At 42.0% G+C, this 16,726-nt stretch carries 9 protein-coding genes; 3 read left to right on the top strand and 6 right to left on the bottom strand.

Annotated elements, in window-relative coordinates; genetic code table 11:
* Positions 1 to 29 precede the first annotated feature (29 nt).
* Positions 30 to 1,139: an amidohydrolase/deacetylase family metallohydrolase gene (locus AABW11_RS15260; RefSeq protein ID WP_340105993.1), complete on the bottom strand. Its 1,110-nt coding sequence runs from the start codon at positions 1,137 to 1,139 to the stop codon at positions 30 to 32.
* 575 nt (positions 1,140 to 1,714) lie between these two features.
* On the opposite strand from AABW11_RS15260, the gene AABW11_RS15255 reads away from it, so the two are divergent.
* Entirely contained in the window at positions 1,715 to 5,035 is a 3,321-nt protein-coding gene (locus AABW11_RS15255) for a VCBS repeat-containing protein (protein WP_340105992.1), read from the top strand.
* A 31-nt stretch (positions 5,036 to 5,066) separates the two neighbouring features.
* On the opposite strand, the gene AABW11_RS15250 is transcribed toward AABW11_RS15255, so the two are convergent.
* The 3 genes from AABW11_RS15250 to AABW11_RS15240 form a co-directional block, all read right to left on the bottom strand.
* Entirely contained in the window at positions 5,067 to 6,416 is a 1,350-nt protein-coding gene (locus tag AABW11_RS15250) for an enolase C-terminal domain-like protein (RefSeq protein ID WP_340105991.1), read from the bottom strand.
* A gap of 531 nt (positions 6,417 to 6,947) precedes the next feature.
* Positions 6,948 to 10,268, bottom strand: coding sequence for a VCBS repeat-containing protein (locus AABW11_RS15245; RefSeq protein WP_340105990.1), 3,321 nt, complete (start codon positions 10,266 to 10,268; stop codon positions 6,948 to 6,950).
* A 7-nt stretch (positions 10,269 to 10,275) separates the two neighbouring features.
* The gene (locus AABW11_RS15240; protein WP_340105989.1) at positions 10,276 to 10,923 is read right to left on the bottom strand and encodes a hypothetical protein; all 648 of its coding nucleotides are present in this window, start codon (positions 10,921 to 10,923) and stop codon (positions 10,276 to 10,278) included.
* A 246-nt stretch (positions 10,924 to 11,169) separates the two neighbouring features.
* On the opposite strand from AABW11_RS15240, the gene AABW11_RS15235 reads away from it, so the two are divergent.
* Complete coding sequence (locus tag AABW11_RS15235; RefSeq protein ID WP_340105988.1) at positions 11,170 to 12,147, top strand: sugar phosphate isomerase/epimerase family protein; 978 nt, start codon at positions 11,170 to 11,172, stop codon at positions 12,145 to 12,147.
* Positions 12,148 to 12,284: 137 nt separating this feature from the next.
* Positions 12,285 to 13,745 (top strand): AGE family epimerase/isomerase, encoded by a 1,461-nt coding sequence (locus tag AABW11_RS15230; protein WP_340105987.1) that lies wholly within the window; start codon positions 12,285 to 12,287, stop codon positions 13,743 to 13,745.
* Between the two features lie 101 nt (positions 13,746 to 13,846).
* On the opposite strand, the gene AABW11_RS15225 is transcribed toward AABW11_RS15230, so the two are convergent.
* Complete coding sequence (locus AABW11_RS15225) at positions 13,847 to 14,932, bottom strand: carbohydrate-binding family 9-like protein (RefSeq protein WP_340105986.1); 1,086 nt, start codon at positions 14,930 to 14,932, stop codon at positions 13,847 to 13,849.
* Positions 14,933 to 15,169: 237 nt separating this feature from the next.
* The gene (locus AABW11_RS15220; RefSeq protein ID WP_340105985.1) at positions 15,170 to 16,714 is read right to left on the bottom strand and encodes a SusD/RagB family nutrient-binding outer membrane lipoprotein; all 1,545 of its coding nucleotides are present in this window, start codon (positions 16,712 to 16,714) and stop codon (positions 15,170 to 15,172) included.
* Positions 16,715 to 16,726 lie beyond the last annotated feature (12 nt).

Below are 16,726 nucleotides of genomic sequence, written 5' to 3'. Positions count from 1 at the left end.
TGTTTCAAGCCTTTGGTCTCCCCGTATCATCAATTCGCTGGAATCCTGAAATCCAAAATCGCCCTCATGCAGATTAATACGGCAACATCTGCTTCTGCCCCTACACTTAAATGACCCAAATCTTCACGCAGAATTACCTGAGCGGGCGTCCAGGTTGAAGCTTTAATGACTTCCTGTAAATTCATTCCCAGGTTCAGGAATATTGAAACTACATTCAGCATATTTTTCATACCGCCATTCATACTGCCCGTATGTAAATCCGTACTGATCGTATGCGGCCAAAAATTCTGATTGGTTGCAGGAACTGCAATATCAAAAAAGAAACTACCGCCGCCAAAACCCACATCAAAAATAATCCCTTTTTCTCTGGCTTCTGAAATTCCCGGCCGAAGAATACCATTTTCATCAATTACAGACTGACGACCCACCTCACCGGTAATGCTACCAAAATACGTATGTGTATAGATATCTCCCGACCTCAGAACATTTTGAAACAAATAATTTAACTCTAAAACGGGTTCGGCCTCACCAAAATCAACCATAACCGGTAAATCAGTCAGTTCTGCCGCTTCCACTGCCCTGAAATAAGGTTCCCATTCATGGCCAATATAATGAGCGATTTTAATGCCTGCAATTTCAGGGTTCTGATTAGCAACCATCGCTGTCATTTTCGGATTCATATCATCGAGGTTTTGTTCAAATGGCACAACCTCTCTCATTCCACTGCCAACTATATTAATAAATGCAAGAATCCGGGTTTGGGACCGTTCGATAACCTGTTCCTTAAATAGATCAAAATTCTTCCATCCGGACCCGCCCACATCAACGGCCGTGGTTACTCCCGCACGGAATGTAAAACCATCCGGTGGCAGAGCTGTAAAACTGTTGCTTAAATATTGGTTAGGTTTGGTTCCGTGAAAATGGTGTGCATGAATATCGATGAGTCCCGGTGTAATATAGTAGCCGGCAATATTTTTGGCTCTCTCTGCACTTATTTGGCTGCCAACACTGGCAATCCTGCCATCCATAATAGCAATATCCATCACCCCATCAACTTCATTTTTGGGATCTATTACATGTCCCCCTTTAAGCAACAGGTCATACGATTCATCCTGACCTTGCAAAGCAGCTGGGATCAACAATAAAAGTGTGATACACGCTGAAAATATACCTTGATGTATCCTTTTGATTTTAAAGAAAAAACTATATTGGTGTGTAGCTTGAGAACAGGTCATAAAATAATTTAAAATGACAGGTTATTCATGATACTTTTATTTAAAATCATCCTCATGGAATTTAATAGGAGTGGGGAATATTCAAAATGAAATTTAATTTTCACAAAGTGTATGATACTATTACGTGTGGTTTTCAAAGGTTTTAATTTTTATATATCCTGCCCGTTCATAAAATGAAATCCTGAATTATAAGTGTGTTTATTTTTAAATTTTCGCGGACCAGGAATCATTAATCTCTTTTAAAACCCCAAAATATTTTCTCAATGTGATCCGGAGCATACCGGTAAATTGTCTTTATATTTATAATCGTATTATTTTGAGTTTTCTGACTTAAAATAACAGTCCAACTCAAAACAGGTATTTATTCTATTCATAATCATTTGAAGAAAAATATCATCCTGGTAAGACGGTAGAGTCACAGGTATTTAGAAAAGAATTTTCCATTCCTGAACGGTACTTAGTTTAAATCTGAATTTATAATGAACCGAATCGTATCTATTAAAGCCATCATTTATATTATTGTATTTATTCCATTTTCAGTGATTCTGGGTTGTCAAAGTGAAACTCCTACCCTGTTTGAACTGGTTCCTTCTGAACAGACTGGTATTGATTTTGAAAACAGCCTGCCGGAAGGACCCGGAAGTAATATTCTTGAAACTGAATTTTTTTATAACGGAGGAGGAGTAGCTGTTGGTGATATCAACAACGACGGACTTCCCGATCTCTATTTTACTGCAAACCGCGGAGAAAATGCACTATATCTTAACCGGGGTGATTATCAGTTTGAAAATATTACAGAGTCTGCCGGTGTTACTGATGCCGACGGCTGGTCTGCCGGAACAACGATGGCTGATATCAATGGGGATGGAAACCTGGATATTTATGTCTGCAAGGCCGGAAAAGTTGAAGAGGAGGACCGCAGAAATAAACTTTTTATCAACAATGGCGACCTCACCTTTACCGAGAGTGCAGCTGAGTATGGATTAGATGATACGGGTTACTGTACCCAGGCCAATTTTTTTGATTATGACCGTGATGGGGATTTAGACCTCTTTATTGTGAATTACTCCGTTAAACCGCTCTCCGGTTTTGACCTGACAGCTATTCGTGAACAGGTTGATACCGAAGCCGGTGATAAACTCTACAGAAATGACAACGGGAGTTTTACGGATGTCTCGGCTGAAGCAGGAATTGAACAAAATCCTATTGGATTCGGGTTAAGTGCTACTGTATCTGATGTTAACAAAGATGGCTGGCCGGATATTTTTGTCACCAACGATTTTATCGAGAAAGACTATCTCTATATGAATCAGGGTGACGGGACTTTCAGCGAACAAATACAGTCCAGAACTCAGCTCACCTCCTATTTCTCAATGGGTTCCGATATTGCAGATATTAATAATGACGGATGGGCTGATATATTTGTACTGGATATGCTTCCCTATGACTTTACCAGGCGAAGGGTCTTTAAAACTCCCGACTACAGTATGTATGATCAGATAACGCCCCTTTACCACCGTCAGAATATGAGAAATACACTCCAGTTGAATAACGGCAACGGTACTTTTACCGAAATCGGCCGGATGGCCGGGATTGCTGCCACCGACTGGAGCTGGGCGTCACTTCTGGCTGACTTTGATAATGACGGTTTCAAAGACCTTTTTGTAACCAATGGGTTTCCCCGTTTTTATACAAATCTGGACTATCTGAACGATATTCTGTGGGAACAATATCCCGGAGAATCGTTACCGGATGACCCTGATATTTTATATGAATTGGTTGAACAAATGGAAAGAGTGGAGCTCCATAACTTTGCCTTTCAAAATTCCGGGGACCTGAACTTTAAAGATGTATCCGGTGAGTGGGGAGTAGATCAAAATGCCGTATCCGGCGGGGCAGCATACGCGGATCTCAACAATAACGGGAGCCTTGATCTGATTGTGAACAACATCAATGAAAAGCCCTTTATATTTAAAAATAATTCACGGACACTAAATAATAACAACTATCTGAAAATTCGCCTGCAGGGATCCGGGCAAAATTCGTACGGGGTTGGTTCAAAAGTTACCGTTACGGGTAATAATGGTGAAAGATACTACCAGGAAGCGTTCCCTGTCCGGGGATTTCAATCATCCGTTGATCCGGTATTGCTGTTTGGCCTTAACGACCTGGAACAGGCAGAAATTGAAGTTATCTGGCCAGATCAATCAATCCTGACGCTTCAGGATATTACCGTCAATCAAACCATCACAATTAATCAGGAGGAAGCAATAAACAGCCAGCCTCAGGAGACTGATGAAGAGCAATATCAAATGTTTTTGCCTCTCAATGAGGTGGCACTTGGCCTGGATTATACTCACCAGGGAAGTTTTGCCCTCGACAGAATAAACACCATTCTTATGCCTCATACCATGTCGAATCTTGGCCCGGCAATGGTAAGTGAAGATGTAAATAATGATGGCCTCGCAGATCTGTTTATCGGCGGCGGCCCGGGGCAGCCGGCAAAACTGTTTCTGCAGCAAACTGACGGGCGTTTCTCTGAAGTACAGGTTCCGGCTTTTGAGGAGCATCGCGAGTATGAAGATATGGATGCACTTTTTTTTGATGCTAATGGTAATGGCCACCCCGACCTGTATGTGGTAAGCGGAGAATATTCCAATCCCACGGATGGATCTGTTTACCAGGACCGATTGTATCTGAATAATGGATTCGGATCATTTGAATATGCCCGAAATGCCCTGCCGCCGATTGCCAGCAGTGGAAGTACGGTGATTGCCCATGATTATGACGGAGATGGGGATTCAGATCTTTTTGTGGGTGGCAGGGTTCATACCAATCAATACCCTACACCTCCCAGAAGTTACCTGCTCAGAAATGATAACGGGCGATTTACAGATATTACTGAACAGGCTTCACCGGAACTGCTGAATCCGGGAATTGTAAATAGTGCCGCCTGGATTGATATTGATAACAATGATCAGGCAGAGCTGATAATTACGGGAGAATGGATGCCGGTCCGTATCTTTAAAAAAGCGGAAGATCACACATTTACTGAAATTACCTCAGAATCGGGGCTAGAACAAAGTTCAGGTTGGTGGAATGTCCTGAAGGCAGCCGATTTAAACGGAGATGGCTATATCGATTTAATAGCCGGCAACCGCGGCCTGAATTCACTATTAAACACCTCCCCTGAAGAGCCTGTCAGGCTCTATGCAGACGATTTCAACGGGGATGGATTTACGGATCCAATCATTACTCATGTTACAGACGGCAGCCGCTACCCGCTTCCCGGAAGAGACCGGCTGCTCCGGCAGTTACCGGATCTGGAAGATCAATTTCCTGATTATGAATCCTATTCAAATGCGACCATCAGTGATATACTGACGAACCGGCAAATCAATAATGCCTACCAGGTTTCCGCACAAACTTTCGAATCCACTGTATTTAAGAATAACGGAGACGGAACCTTTGAACAGATTCCCCTCCCGCGGACTGCTCAGATTGCCCCTGTCTATGATATGATTGTAGCCGACTTCGACCAGGACAGTATTCCAGATATATTGGCAGCAGGTAATAACTATGGAGTTATTCCTGAAAACGGGCCTGTGGCCGGTGAAGGCGTATTACTAAAAGGCGATGGTAATTTTGGATTTACTCCGCTCGGATCAAAAGATACCGGCTTCTCGGGTGTGGGAGAAGTCCGTGAAATGATGGTACTTCCCAGCCGGGTCGGCCCGCTCATTTTACTGGCAAGAAACAATGATACAATCATCCCTTATCTCTATCAGAGAGAGGATTAAGGGACAACTGTTTCATTGATGGGATGCACTTTTACGGTCTGATGGGCGTCCCGTCGTATTTTCGGACCTGTGTCCAGGTATTCAGCTGCACATCCTGAATAGGATATTTTGCAGCTTCTTCTTCGTTTATATCCACACCGTGTCCGGGTGCCTCATTTACCATGGCATACCCATTTTCAATTCTCGGTGAACCCGGGAATATTTCCTGAAGCCTCTCATTCATAATACCCGCCGTCATTTCCAGGATACCAAAATTCCAGGTAGCCAGAGACATATGGGTATTACAGGCGTGCCCTACCGGCGAACAATCTCCGGGGCCATGCCACGCCGTTTTCACATTAAACCATTCTCCCAGGCGTGCCACTTTCATTGCAGGAGTAATTCCACCGATTTGCGACACATGAATCCTGATAAAATCAAACCATCGTTTGCTCATGGGCCCGATCCATTCGTGAGGGTTATTATAAAGCTCGCCCATACTGATGGGTACCGTTGTATGCTGTCTCATCATTGGAAAATAGTCGTTATTCTCCGGAGAAAGTGGATCTTCAATAAAAAACGGCCTGTATTCTTCAAGTGCTTTACACATATTGATGGCATCCATCGGCTGAATACGCTCATGTATATCATGAAGAAGTTCTACGTTTTCACCACAGGCTACCCTCACGGCTTCAAACATTTCAGGTATAGCTTTCACATAAGCTCTCTGGTCCATAAACTGATCTCTTTCATGGCCAAAGCCGGCATCTTTAAAGTCCGGATTCTGATCCGATGGACCCGTATAGCCGCCCAGCTGAATCCGAATATGCCGGTATCCGTCCTCCATGGCACCCTGAACATTTTCAACAACTTCTTCAGGGCTGTTCCCGCTCATATGTGCATAAGTATCGGCTGCAAACCGGCACTTGCCACCCAATAGTTCATAAAGTGGCATGTTGGCACGCTTTGCTTTGATGTCCCAAAGGGCCTGGTCGAGTCCGCTTAATGCATTATTCAACACCGGACCATTGCGCCAGTATGAACTCTGGTAACACATTTGCCACATATCTTCAATGTTATTAACACTTTTCCCTACACAAAAGTCATGAAGGTAATCATCAACGGCCGAAACGACCGCATGAGCTCTTTGCCGGAATGTAGCACACCCTAAACCATAGAGGCCTGGTTCACTCGTTTCAACTTTTACGACGACCAGCTCGATACTGCCCGGCTGAACCGGAATTGCTTTTACACTGGTTATTTTCAGATCCGGTAACCCGTTTGTGGATTTCCTGAATTTATCGACCCATGGATCATTCCCTAATGAAAAATTGCCCATTGCGCTAGCAGAAAATCCGGTTAATCCCAGACCTATATTTTTTATTGCACTTCTTCTGTTCATAATTTATCCATCATTATTGGTTTATGTAGTAGTGAATGGGATCATTGAATAGTGCATAACAACCCCTCTGAGTATAAAAGCTTTCAGCCGTATAATATGGTAGTTAAATCGCCCCAAACCCGGATATTTCACCAATCCTGAGCATTCGGGACTCAACAAGGCTTTACTACGCCAAGGTTTCGAATAGCAGGCTTAGGTAAAATGGCAGTGCAGACATCCATCAGCTGACGGACTTTGGAACAAGCTATTTTAGCTTCTGCCAAAGGCGTACCCATGGTGAACGATGCTGAGGGACAAATTTCACTTCGTGGGAATCGCTTCGCTCGGAGCGCCGGAAAACACTCTGTTATTCGTTTTAACCCTTAAATATTGATACAACTCAATGTACTGCATTTGGTTAGACAACTTTCTTCAAAATTAGTTTGAAAAATTCATGCTATGGCAATTCAGTATTATAATATCAGATCGGTAAATTGTATTAGTACGATGAAAGTTTTTAGCATCAGGATTATAACAGAGATAAATCTGCTGCTAATTTCCGGGCAAACTCTTTACTTTTATCAGTTGAAGAAAATCATCATTTTTGGGAATCAATATTCCTGTGGTTCCGGTCCTTCCCAGTTTTATTGCGGCCAGCCCCTTTACATCCCCACCAGCATAGAATCCGCTTTCTGTGGCGGAGACAGGCATCAGGTATCCGTCACTTTCCTCTTTTAAATACAAGCCTATACCCGCATCATTTCTGGGCGTTCGTGAGTGAGTTGCATAAAAATTACCGGCGATTAAAAAATCCCGGATTCCATCGCCATCAAAATCATCTGAGATAATCCCTTTAACCGCTGAAATTTGTGCCATATTTGGCAGAGGAATTCGATCCAATCCTTCATCACCGTTATTTACCAGATATGAAGATTCAAAAGTTCTTGCCTGATAGTGCAACGATTCATTTAAAAGTTGTTCTCCGAATAGATCAGAGAGTGTAGACAAGCCAAATTCATGAAAAGTGGGGGCTCTCTCTTCGAGGAACGGTATCTCTCGTTCCATTGCCTCTTTTCCGGCACGCGGATAGAGGGTTCCGTCGTTATAGTATCCAAGCACTATTTCATTATCTCCATCCTCATCAAAATCATGACTGAATATCTGAAAGGGTTCCTCTTCAGACGTTTTGTACCGGTAGTTTAAACCCAGGTTTCCGGCAACATAATCCATCCTGTCATCTTCGTTTAGTCCGGCTTCAGCAATACTGAACCACCAGCCACTGCTCTCAGAAAGCCCGGCTTCCTCAGTTGCATTTCTGAATACCCCTTCTCTGTTTTCCATGATCAGAATGGGCATCCACTCCCCAACAATGATAAGGTCCAGAAACCCGTCATTATTGTAATCTGTCCAAATTGCATCCGTAACCATACCTGCTTCTGATAAGCCCGACGCTATATCAGCTGTTACATCGCTGAACTGACCCTGATCATTTCTTAAAATATAACTCCTTGGTGCTTCGGGATAATTGCCCGGAACTACGCGGCCCCCAACAAAAAGATCTGTCTGCCCGTCGCCATTATAATCACCCGGTATAACCACAGAACCGCTCGTCAGCATTTCCGGCAGAGCACCTGCAGCCTTTTCAAAGCCTCCCTTTCCGTCATTCAGATAAAGCCGGTCTTGAAGTTCATTCGAATCAGGTTCAAATTCATATCCCCCGCTCACAACATACAGATCAGGGCTTCCATCCCCGTTTGCATCAAAAAAGGCAGCTCCCATGTCTTCACTTTGGCTGTCTGCCTCCCAGGGCTGCGAATCCGAAGCATGGAATGTTTCGTTTTCATCCTGAAGATACAGCGTACCGCTTTCCCCATGTGCTCCGCCTATATAAAAATCCTCCAGCCCGTCTCCATTCACATCACCGGTAGCTATACCCGGGCCTAATTTCGACAATCTGTGCGGCAGCAACGGCTGACGTTCAAAGTCCACATACTCATTTTCCCTGTGCCGGTGATTCAAACCTGCTTTTTCAGTAATATCTTCAAAAAGCGTGGTTCTATTTTCGAAAGGCTCATTTGGTCCTTCAGTGGCATCACTGTAATTCAGTATCAATATTTGATTTACTGATATATTCTCCAGTGTTTGCACTTTTCCATCCGGCCACCTGATCTTCAGTTCATCTGCTTCCTCACTATCTCCCAGCCCAAAATGAAGTATATCTTCAACTGATGACTGAAATCCCCTGGACATATAGTGCTCAATCATCTGCTGCCCGTTATCGGTTTGAATGGTCACCCGGCTTCCAAGTCCGCTCCTGTTCGTTTCGGGCCCGTTCAGTTTAATTCTAAGATAATTTCCTTCCGTACCGTTATTTAAATACACAAAGGGTTTTCCATTTACGTTATTAATCACCAGGTCCAGAGCCCCGTCACCATTCAGGTCGGCATAAGCTGCCCCCGTTGAAAACCCGCTTTGGTTCATGCCCCACTCTTCAATTTTTTTTGAGAACGTCAGGTCTCCGTTATTTCGGAAAATATAATTTTCAATGGGCGTTGAAGGGATACTATCAAGCAATTCTCCCATAAAATCGAGTATACTCAGGCTTTCATCACTTCTGATTCTGTCAAGGATTTCATCTTCAAATACATTGTAATCCTTATCCGCCACCTCTTTATAATATCCGTTGGCAATAAAAATATCTTTAAACCCGTCGTTGTCGAAGTCGGTCATGAGAGCTGCCCAGCTCCAGTCGGTATTTGAAACACCCGCAAGCTGACCAACGTCGCTGAATGTTTCGTTGCCGTTATTCATCTGAAGCGTATTGATCATGTACTGATAGTGAAACCCATCTTCGACCATATACCCAAACGTGGTGGGATCCATCCCTGTCATATTCGTTTTCTGGCGATAATTGTCTTCAGCAATCATATCTGTCACCAGCAGGTCCAGCCATCCGTCGTTATTAAAATCAGCAATGTCATTTCCCATGGAAAATTGCACGGTATGCGGCATGGCATCCTTTAGTTTTTCAGTAAAGGTTCCATCCCCGTTATTGATATAGAGATAGTCTCTTTCAAGAAAATCATTACCCACATAAATATCCGGCCAGCCGTCGTTGTTGACGTCTCCAACGGCAACACCCAGGCCATAGCCAACCGGGTTACTGATAATACCGGCCTCTTCACTGACCTCCACAAATACATCCCCGGTATTTTTATACAATTTATCACCTGCATAGGGATGCCGCTGCACAACTACCTCAGCCGGGTCAAATCCTTCCATGGGTCGAATATTGTGATTGAGAAGATACATATCCAGCAATCCATTCCCATTGTAATCAAAAAAAACAGCCTGTGTGGCATATCCCTGATCGTCCAGTCCGTATTCAGCTGCTCTTTCCGTAAAGGTCATATCACCATTGTTGATATAGAGTTCATTGGCCCGTAATTCGGGTGAAAGAGGGCCCGAACGGCCTATGTATATATCCAGATAGCCGTCATTATTAATATCAACCATAGTCACACCGGTATCCCATCCCTGGTTACCCAGCAACCCAGCGTCTGCGGCAATCTCCTCATAAGTCATATCACCATTCATTTTGTATAGCCGGTTCTCCACAAAATTACCGGTAAAGAAGATTTCGGGAGTCCCGTCATTATCAAGATCACCGACAGCCACCCCCCCACCGTTATGTAAATATTCGTAGGTTAGAATATTCAGATGTTGGGTTTCCGGAATATCATTACTGAAATGAATATTTGTACGTTCCGGTTCTAAAAACGTGAATAGCTGTCCGTCATTTCTGACCGATTGAGCCTGCACTGTAGTAACAAGTAATGTGAATAGGGTAACAGACCAGAAAAATTGCTGCATAGACTTATTAATTATTCTTTTTTTTGTCTTCCTGTTCCTTTATTAAATCCATCATACCCATCGAAGCGGCATCTTCTCTTGTATAGGTCGTATCACCAGAACTCTCGATATAACTAATCTCTCTTTTCTTTCCACCTTTGGTCGTAATAAGTATCACGCCATGTTTCCCTTTCTCACCATATAGCTCAATCGCTTTTTCACCTGACAGAATTTCAACCGACTCTTTTTCAAGGGATGCTATATCTGTTGCCGATTGGTACTCCGAATCTCCCCATTTACCGGCACTCGCTTTTCTTGTAAAATCAACGGGTACATCATCTACTACATAAAGCGGCTCTTTTCTGCCATGGAGTGATTCACTTTCCCCACCGGAACCTGTAAATAACAATCCTGAATCAGGGTTTTCTGACAGGTTACTCAGATTTAATAAATTTGTGAGGCGTACATCATCTGCTGAAACGTAGCTATTCAGATCAACAAAATCGCCGCTTAATTTAGTTTTTGAACTGTCTGCAGCAGGCATTCCGGGAATCTTATCCCCGGTTACCGTCTCTGTCTCATTTTCTTGCCCTGCAACAGATGGCTTTTCTGCTGTGCAGGAGTAAAACAGAACCGGAAAAATAAGGGTAATTATGTATCTGTTAGTAATGCTCATATCCCAAATGTAATGATTTGTCTGCTGCTTAAAACTTAAAGGACTTTTTCAAATGGCCCTGATAATCAGAAAACTGATTCCATGCCTATTCATAAAATATAGACATCTCTCTGAATTTAACATTTTCGAGGCACTTTTGGTGTGTAATTATCTGAAATATTAAGGTTCAATAAACATTGATTTTTCTTATAATAACTACTTAAAATTACATTGACAATATCACCATCTTTCGTGGCTGTTTAAAACATGAATACAACCAGAAAAGAATTCATTTATAAATCTATTTTAGCAGCTGCCGGGATTACAGGCTTACCTCCGATTAAAAACCCTGAAAAAACGGATTCCAACGGGACTTATTCTGCAAGGCGTCCAGTAAATACTGAATTCAATATCTCAATATTCTCTAAACATCTGCAATGGCTGGACTATCCTGAAATGGCAGAAACTGCGGCGGAGCTCGGTTTTGATGGTGTGGACCTGACGGTCAGGCCCGGGGGACATGTACTGCCTGAACGGGTCACTCAGGATTTGCCAAGAGCTGTTAAAGCAGTCAGGGATGCCGGCCTCGAAATTCCGATGATTAGTACTGCCGTTACCGCTGCAAATGAAGAACATACGGATGCGACTCTAAAAACCGCTGGAAAACTGGGCATTCAAAATTACCGGCTGGGCTGGATTCCCTACAATAAAAAAATCAGCATTCCTGAAAATCTTGAGATGTTCAAAGAAAGATTAAATCGACTGGCTTCATTGAATAAACAATATGATATCAAGGCTGACTATCAGAATCACTCAGGTACAAGTTTTGGTGCTTCGGCCTGGGATCTGTGGTATGTACTGAAAGACATAGATAATAAATGGATTGGATGTCAATATGATATCAGGCATGCTACTGTTGAAGGGGCCAATTCCTGGCCGCTTGACCTCGAATTAATCTCTCCCTATATCGGAACGATGGATATCAAAGATTTTCACTGGGTTAAAAAGGAAGATGGGTGGCAAATCAAAAATGTTCCTCTTGGAGAGGGAATGGTAGATTTTAACCTCTTTTTTGAAATGTTAAAACAATTTTCCATCAATGCACCTCTTTCCATTCACTATGAATATCCGCTGGGCGGAGCAGAACATGGAGCAACTTCACTGAGCACCGGAAGAGAAAAGATTCTTAACGGAATTCAAAAAGACCTGAAAACTTTAAGAGGCTGGATTCATGAATTCAATTAATCTGCGTATAACGATTGTCTAAAGCATATTTCTTTACCTGAACTTTTTTAAAAAATAACACCCAATTATATCTCCGGCATCAATCATCATTAAAGTAATACTAGACTAATCTGTCAACAACTAATATTAAAAACCTTATGAGCTCAATTAAACAATCGACAATCACTTTTCTATTTTTGATAATAATATCGGGAGGATGTTCAACGAAAGATGTTCGTCAGCCGAATCCACAAATGGATGGTGATTTCTGGAAAACCCAGGCTATTGATGACATTATCACACCATGGACCCAAAACGGACTTAACACAGAAACAAATACGTTTCCAACTTATATGGACCGGGAGTGGGAACCTTTCAGAAGTACCAATCAAAATCCCGGCATGGTTTCCCGGCATATATTCAGCTATTCAACCGCATATCTGCTCACAGGTGAGGATAAATATCTCGACTTAGCCACCCAAATTATCGAATACATGATAGAGTATGGATGGGATCCGGAATACGGTCTTTGGTACAATGAAATAGATGAAGAGGGTAACCCGGTTGATCTCGATAAGGGGATGTTCATGCAGCTTTATGCCGTAACCGGTTTAGCTATGTATTATGTGGTAACTCTGGACGAAACAGTGCTTGAATACATTCAGGAATCAATTGAACTTTTAAACACCCACGCACTTGATGAACAGCATGGCGGTTACATTAATGCACTCAATCGCGACCTGACAGTTAAGGATCCTTCCAAAAGGGCTACCCCTCAGCTTGCTCCTCTATCGGGTTACCTGGCTTACCTTTATCCAGTCACAAAAAATGATCAGTATCTCAACGAAATGACTGACGGAGTTGACCTGATTTTAGATAAAATGATTTCTCCGGAAGAACAATGGCTCATGGGAAGTTTTGATGAACAGTGGCAGGTTAATATGGAACAAAGTGATAAAATTAATGTGGGCCACAACCTGGAAATTGTCTGGACTCTCTTAAGGCTTCACCTTCTGACCGGTAATGAATCTTATAAAGAAAAAGCACTGGAGCTTTATCCACGACTTTATGAGGTTACCTTTAATGAACAAACAGGGGCCTGGCACCATAATTTTTCAATGGCAAACATTGACGAAAAAGCTGAATCCACTCCCTGGTGGGTGCAGGCTTATGGCAACATGCTTGAACTCTATTTGTATCGCATTACTGAAGATCAACTCCATCTCGACCGGTTTCAGCAGGGTGCAGATTTCTGGAATAATTATTTTATCGATAAAGAGTTTGGAGCCGCCTATTTAAGCGTTGGAATTAACGGGGAGATAGAAAATGGGAACAAAGCGGTTCGTTCAAAAACATCTTACCATTCCATGGAGCATGGATTGCTAAACTATCTCTATTTAAACTTATGGGTGCAGAATAAACCTGTAACCCTCTATTTTAAAATTAATTCTTCAAAAGGTGGAAAAAGGTTATATCCCAATCTCGTTGAAGATTCTGAAGTTAAAATAAGATCAGTTTCGATTAACGGCAGTGAATGGGATCAGTTTAATCCGGAAGATGGGTTTATTACCTTGCCTGAACTAAGAAACGGTTCAGTTCAGGTTCAATTAATCAGGTAGGTGATTGTTAATCAATTAATTATAAAAAAGTTGCCTGAATGAATATCAGTCAACTTTTTTATAGATATGGAATGAGCTCCTAAACTGAATTTTAAAAGCTGTTATTCATTCCAGACTTTTCCATCCTCGCTGATATACCAGGTTGTTTCTCCGTCAAATCCCGGTGTGGATACCTCAAACATTGTTTCGGTAATCATAATTTTTGGATCAAAATTGTAATCATCAACCGTTATCTCTACAATGTTCAATAATTCAGGCGAGTCAGTAAATTCACCATGTTCTCTGTAATAGTCATGTATTCTGTAATAGACCTGTCGTAATGCCCATTTCAACTCTTCATTCCGGTTCCAGATAAAATCATCCTTACCCTGGCCTGCAATTTTTTCAGAAAACTGCATAATTCCCCACATCTCAGGAATATGTATGTTATTCACTCCCTGAGGCGACCATACATAAAAATCAGGGTCAAATGGCCGATCCGTATCCGGATTTATTCTCAATTTATAGCTACCATCTGCTACATCGAGCCGCCTTTGTGCACGGGAGAAATTAACTTTCCACTGTACTCCGCTTTCAATCGTACGTTTTCCAGAATTTATCTCTGAAATAGCAGCTAAAGGAAGAGCAATCTCTGTAGTCCATTTTCTGTCTTCAGATTCCGGATTATTAATATCACCATCGAGGTAAACGGCACTCTGATAATCCAGCAGGTTCCACTGACTGATCCCTCTTCCACCATCCCGGTAAGGCTTTGTGAGCAACAGATCCCAGATAGTACTCAATGCATTAATCTGAAACTCGGCGTAGTTATGGGTATCCCCGTCGGGATCTATAAAAACTTCAAGAGCATTATCCAGGTATAAGCGAGAATTACGCTCAGTCATTGTACCGTATATATCACTCTCTTCCATTTCACCGGCAACATAGAGATAATTATCATCATAGAGCAATTTCACCTTAGTCCGGTATTCCGGGCTGATGGATAAATCACCTGCCAAATTTATAAAATCATCGGTCCACTCAGATGAATTCCAGATCTCCTCATCAGTGATGCCATCAACTGTAATCGGATCATCTGTTTTGTATACAATATATGTTTTTGGCTCATAGGTTCTCATCAGATCTACTGCCGTATCATTATTTTCCGTATTGGAGCAGCTATAAAAATTTGTTGAGATAATAAGCAAAGCTCCAAATACCAGCCTTTTACTGTATGGAATTATTGATTTCGTAAAAGAAAACTTAGTATTGACCAAAATATACTTTCTTATTCATTATATAATTTAAAATTACCTTAAAATTATACATTATTCTACGTTTATTAACTGAACCTGGTTTATTAAAATATGTATCTAAAAAAGAATAGAGACAGATCTTTAGATCTTGTCTCTATTTTCTTACTTAATCAAACTTTAATTCAGCAATTATTGCTGGCCATCATTGGTATTCGCATCAATCCATATTCGGGTCATTAACTCGTCAGGACCCTGACTTGTAAGGACAGCCTGATAATTTTCACTGTTGAGAGACTGCTCATCCTGAGCATAAAGACCTCTTCGGGGTATGTTACCATTCGTAACACCCTGATTGTTGCCCGGATCAAGCAGAGGATAACCTGTTCTTCTCCATTCAATATAACTTTGCATTTCCTGATCAAACAACGCCAGCCATTTTTGAGTCATAATTTGCTCCAATTGCTCCTCAGTTGTTCCTGACAATACCCCTTCACTGGCAATATATGTGTCAATATCAGCTTGTGGAACTTCATAAGGAAATCTGCTTAACTCAGCCTGAATAGCACTCTGAAGAAAACCCTGGGCTTCTGCAGGTGTTGCTCCCCACCCTTCCAGGGCTGCTTCGGCCTTCAAAAATTCCACTTCGTGGTACATAAATACTTTCATTGGACGTGCAAGATCTTCATTCACAAAGATGCTGCTACTTGGATATGAATAATCTCCAACTACGATTTGATCATATTCTGCAGGTGTCATACCATGAGGCAAGCCGCGATACTCCAATGGAGGATTTTCTTTGGAATTTGCAGTTGGCTCGGCAATTAGAGTCAGACGCGGATCATTTTTATCCTGCAGTGTATTTATCAATGTTTCACCAAGCATTGATTTACCTGCAAGAGTGCGGAAGATAGCCAAAATCGGGTGAACCTGGAAATCGGATGCTCCCCCCGCTGACGTAGGTACAACAGCAGAATCATCATTACTGGACAAAAGAGGACTATTCATCGCGTCCGTAACAGCAGCCTCTGCTGCAGATGGATTTGAATATTTCATCCGCATTCCGATTCTCAGTTTCAGAGAATTTCCAAACTTCATCCATTGGTCGGTATCACCTCCGTAGAAGAAATCAGCAGAACCATAAGTGAAGTCATTTGAATTTAATTTACCAATATAAAGATCCAAAGTATCCAGTAAAGCCGGATACAGTTCCTCTTGTGGATCATAAACAGGTGTTGTATTACCTGATAATCCTGTGACCGCTTCTGAATATGGAACATCTCCCACCAAAGCCGTTAACCGTTCGGCTATATAAACATTCAGAATTTTTGATATAGCCAGTTTAGATCTGATTTCAGGGTTATCCTTGTTTCGATCTTCCACACTATTTAGCAGAAGTGTTTCAATTTGTGAAAGCTCTTTCAGCAATTCATAATGCCAGTTCCAGTCACTATTGAACCAATCCTGCATAGGAATATAATTAGCACTTGCCTGATTCTGATCCGGTACCCCCCAATGCTGCACCCATGCTCCGTACTGCATTGTATTGGTTTTCCAGTAATTATTTTCACTGTCATAGATCATTCCTCTCTGCACATAACTTAGCTGTAACCCCGGATCTATTGATGTTACAGAAGAAGGAGGAGTATTTAGCTCCTCGAAATCCTCTGTACAGGAAACCATAATGAGCATGGCAGATAATACCATCAACAAAACCTTATCTATATTTTTCATCATTCTTTCTGTTTT

The sequence above is a fragment of the Rhodohalobacter sp. 8-1 genome (genome assembly GCF_038150125.1).
Classification (GTDB): Bacteria; Bacteroidota; Rhodothermia; order Balneolales; family Balneolaceae; genus SW132.
Note: the sequence above shows the minus strand (reverse complement) of the source record. Positions and strands in the feature narration are given on the sequence as shown.

Coding starts and splice junctions, on each gene's coding strand:
- AABW11_RS15250 (WP_340105991.1), bottom strand. CDS start 6,416: ATGAACAGAAGAAGTGCAATAAAAAATATAGGTCTGGGATTAACCGGA.
- AABW11_RS15235 (WP_340105988.1), top strand. CDS start 11,170: ATGAATACAACCAGAAAAGAATTCATTTATAAATCTATTTTAGCAGCT.
- AABW11_RS15230 (WP_340105987.1), top strand. CDS start 12,285: ATGAGCTCAATTAAACAATCGACAATCACTTTTCTATTTTTGATAATA.
- AABW11_RS15255 (WP_340105992.1), top strand. CDS start 1,715: ATGAACCGAATCGTATCTATTAAAGCCATCATTTATATTATTGTATTT.
- AABW11_RS15245 (WP_340105990.1), bottom strand. CDS start 10,268: ATGCAGCAATTTTTCTGGTCTGTTACCCTATTCACATTACTTGTTACT.
- AABW11_RS15240 (WP_340105989.1), bottom strand. CDS start 10,923: ATGAGCATTACTAACAGATACATAATTACCCTTATTTTTCCGGTTCTG.
- AABW11_RS15220 (WP_340105985.1), bottom strand. CDS start 16,714: ATGATGAAAAATATAGATAAGGTTTTGTTGATGGTATTATCTGCCATG.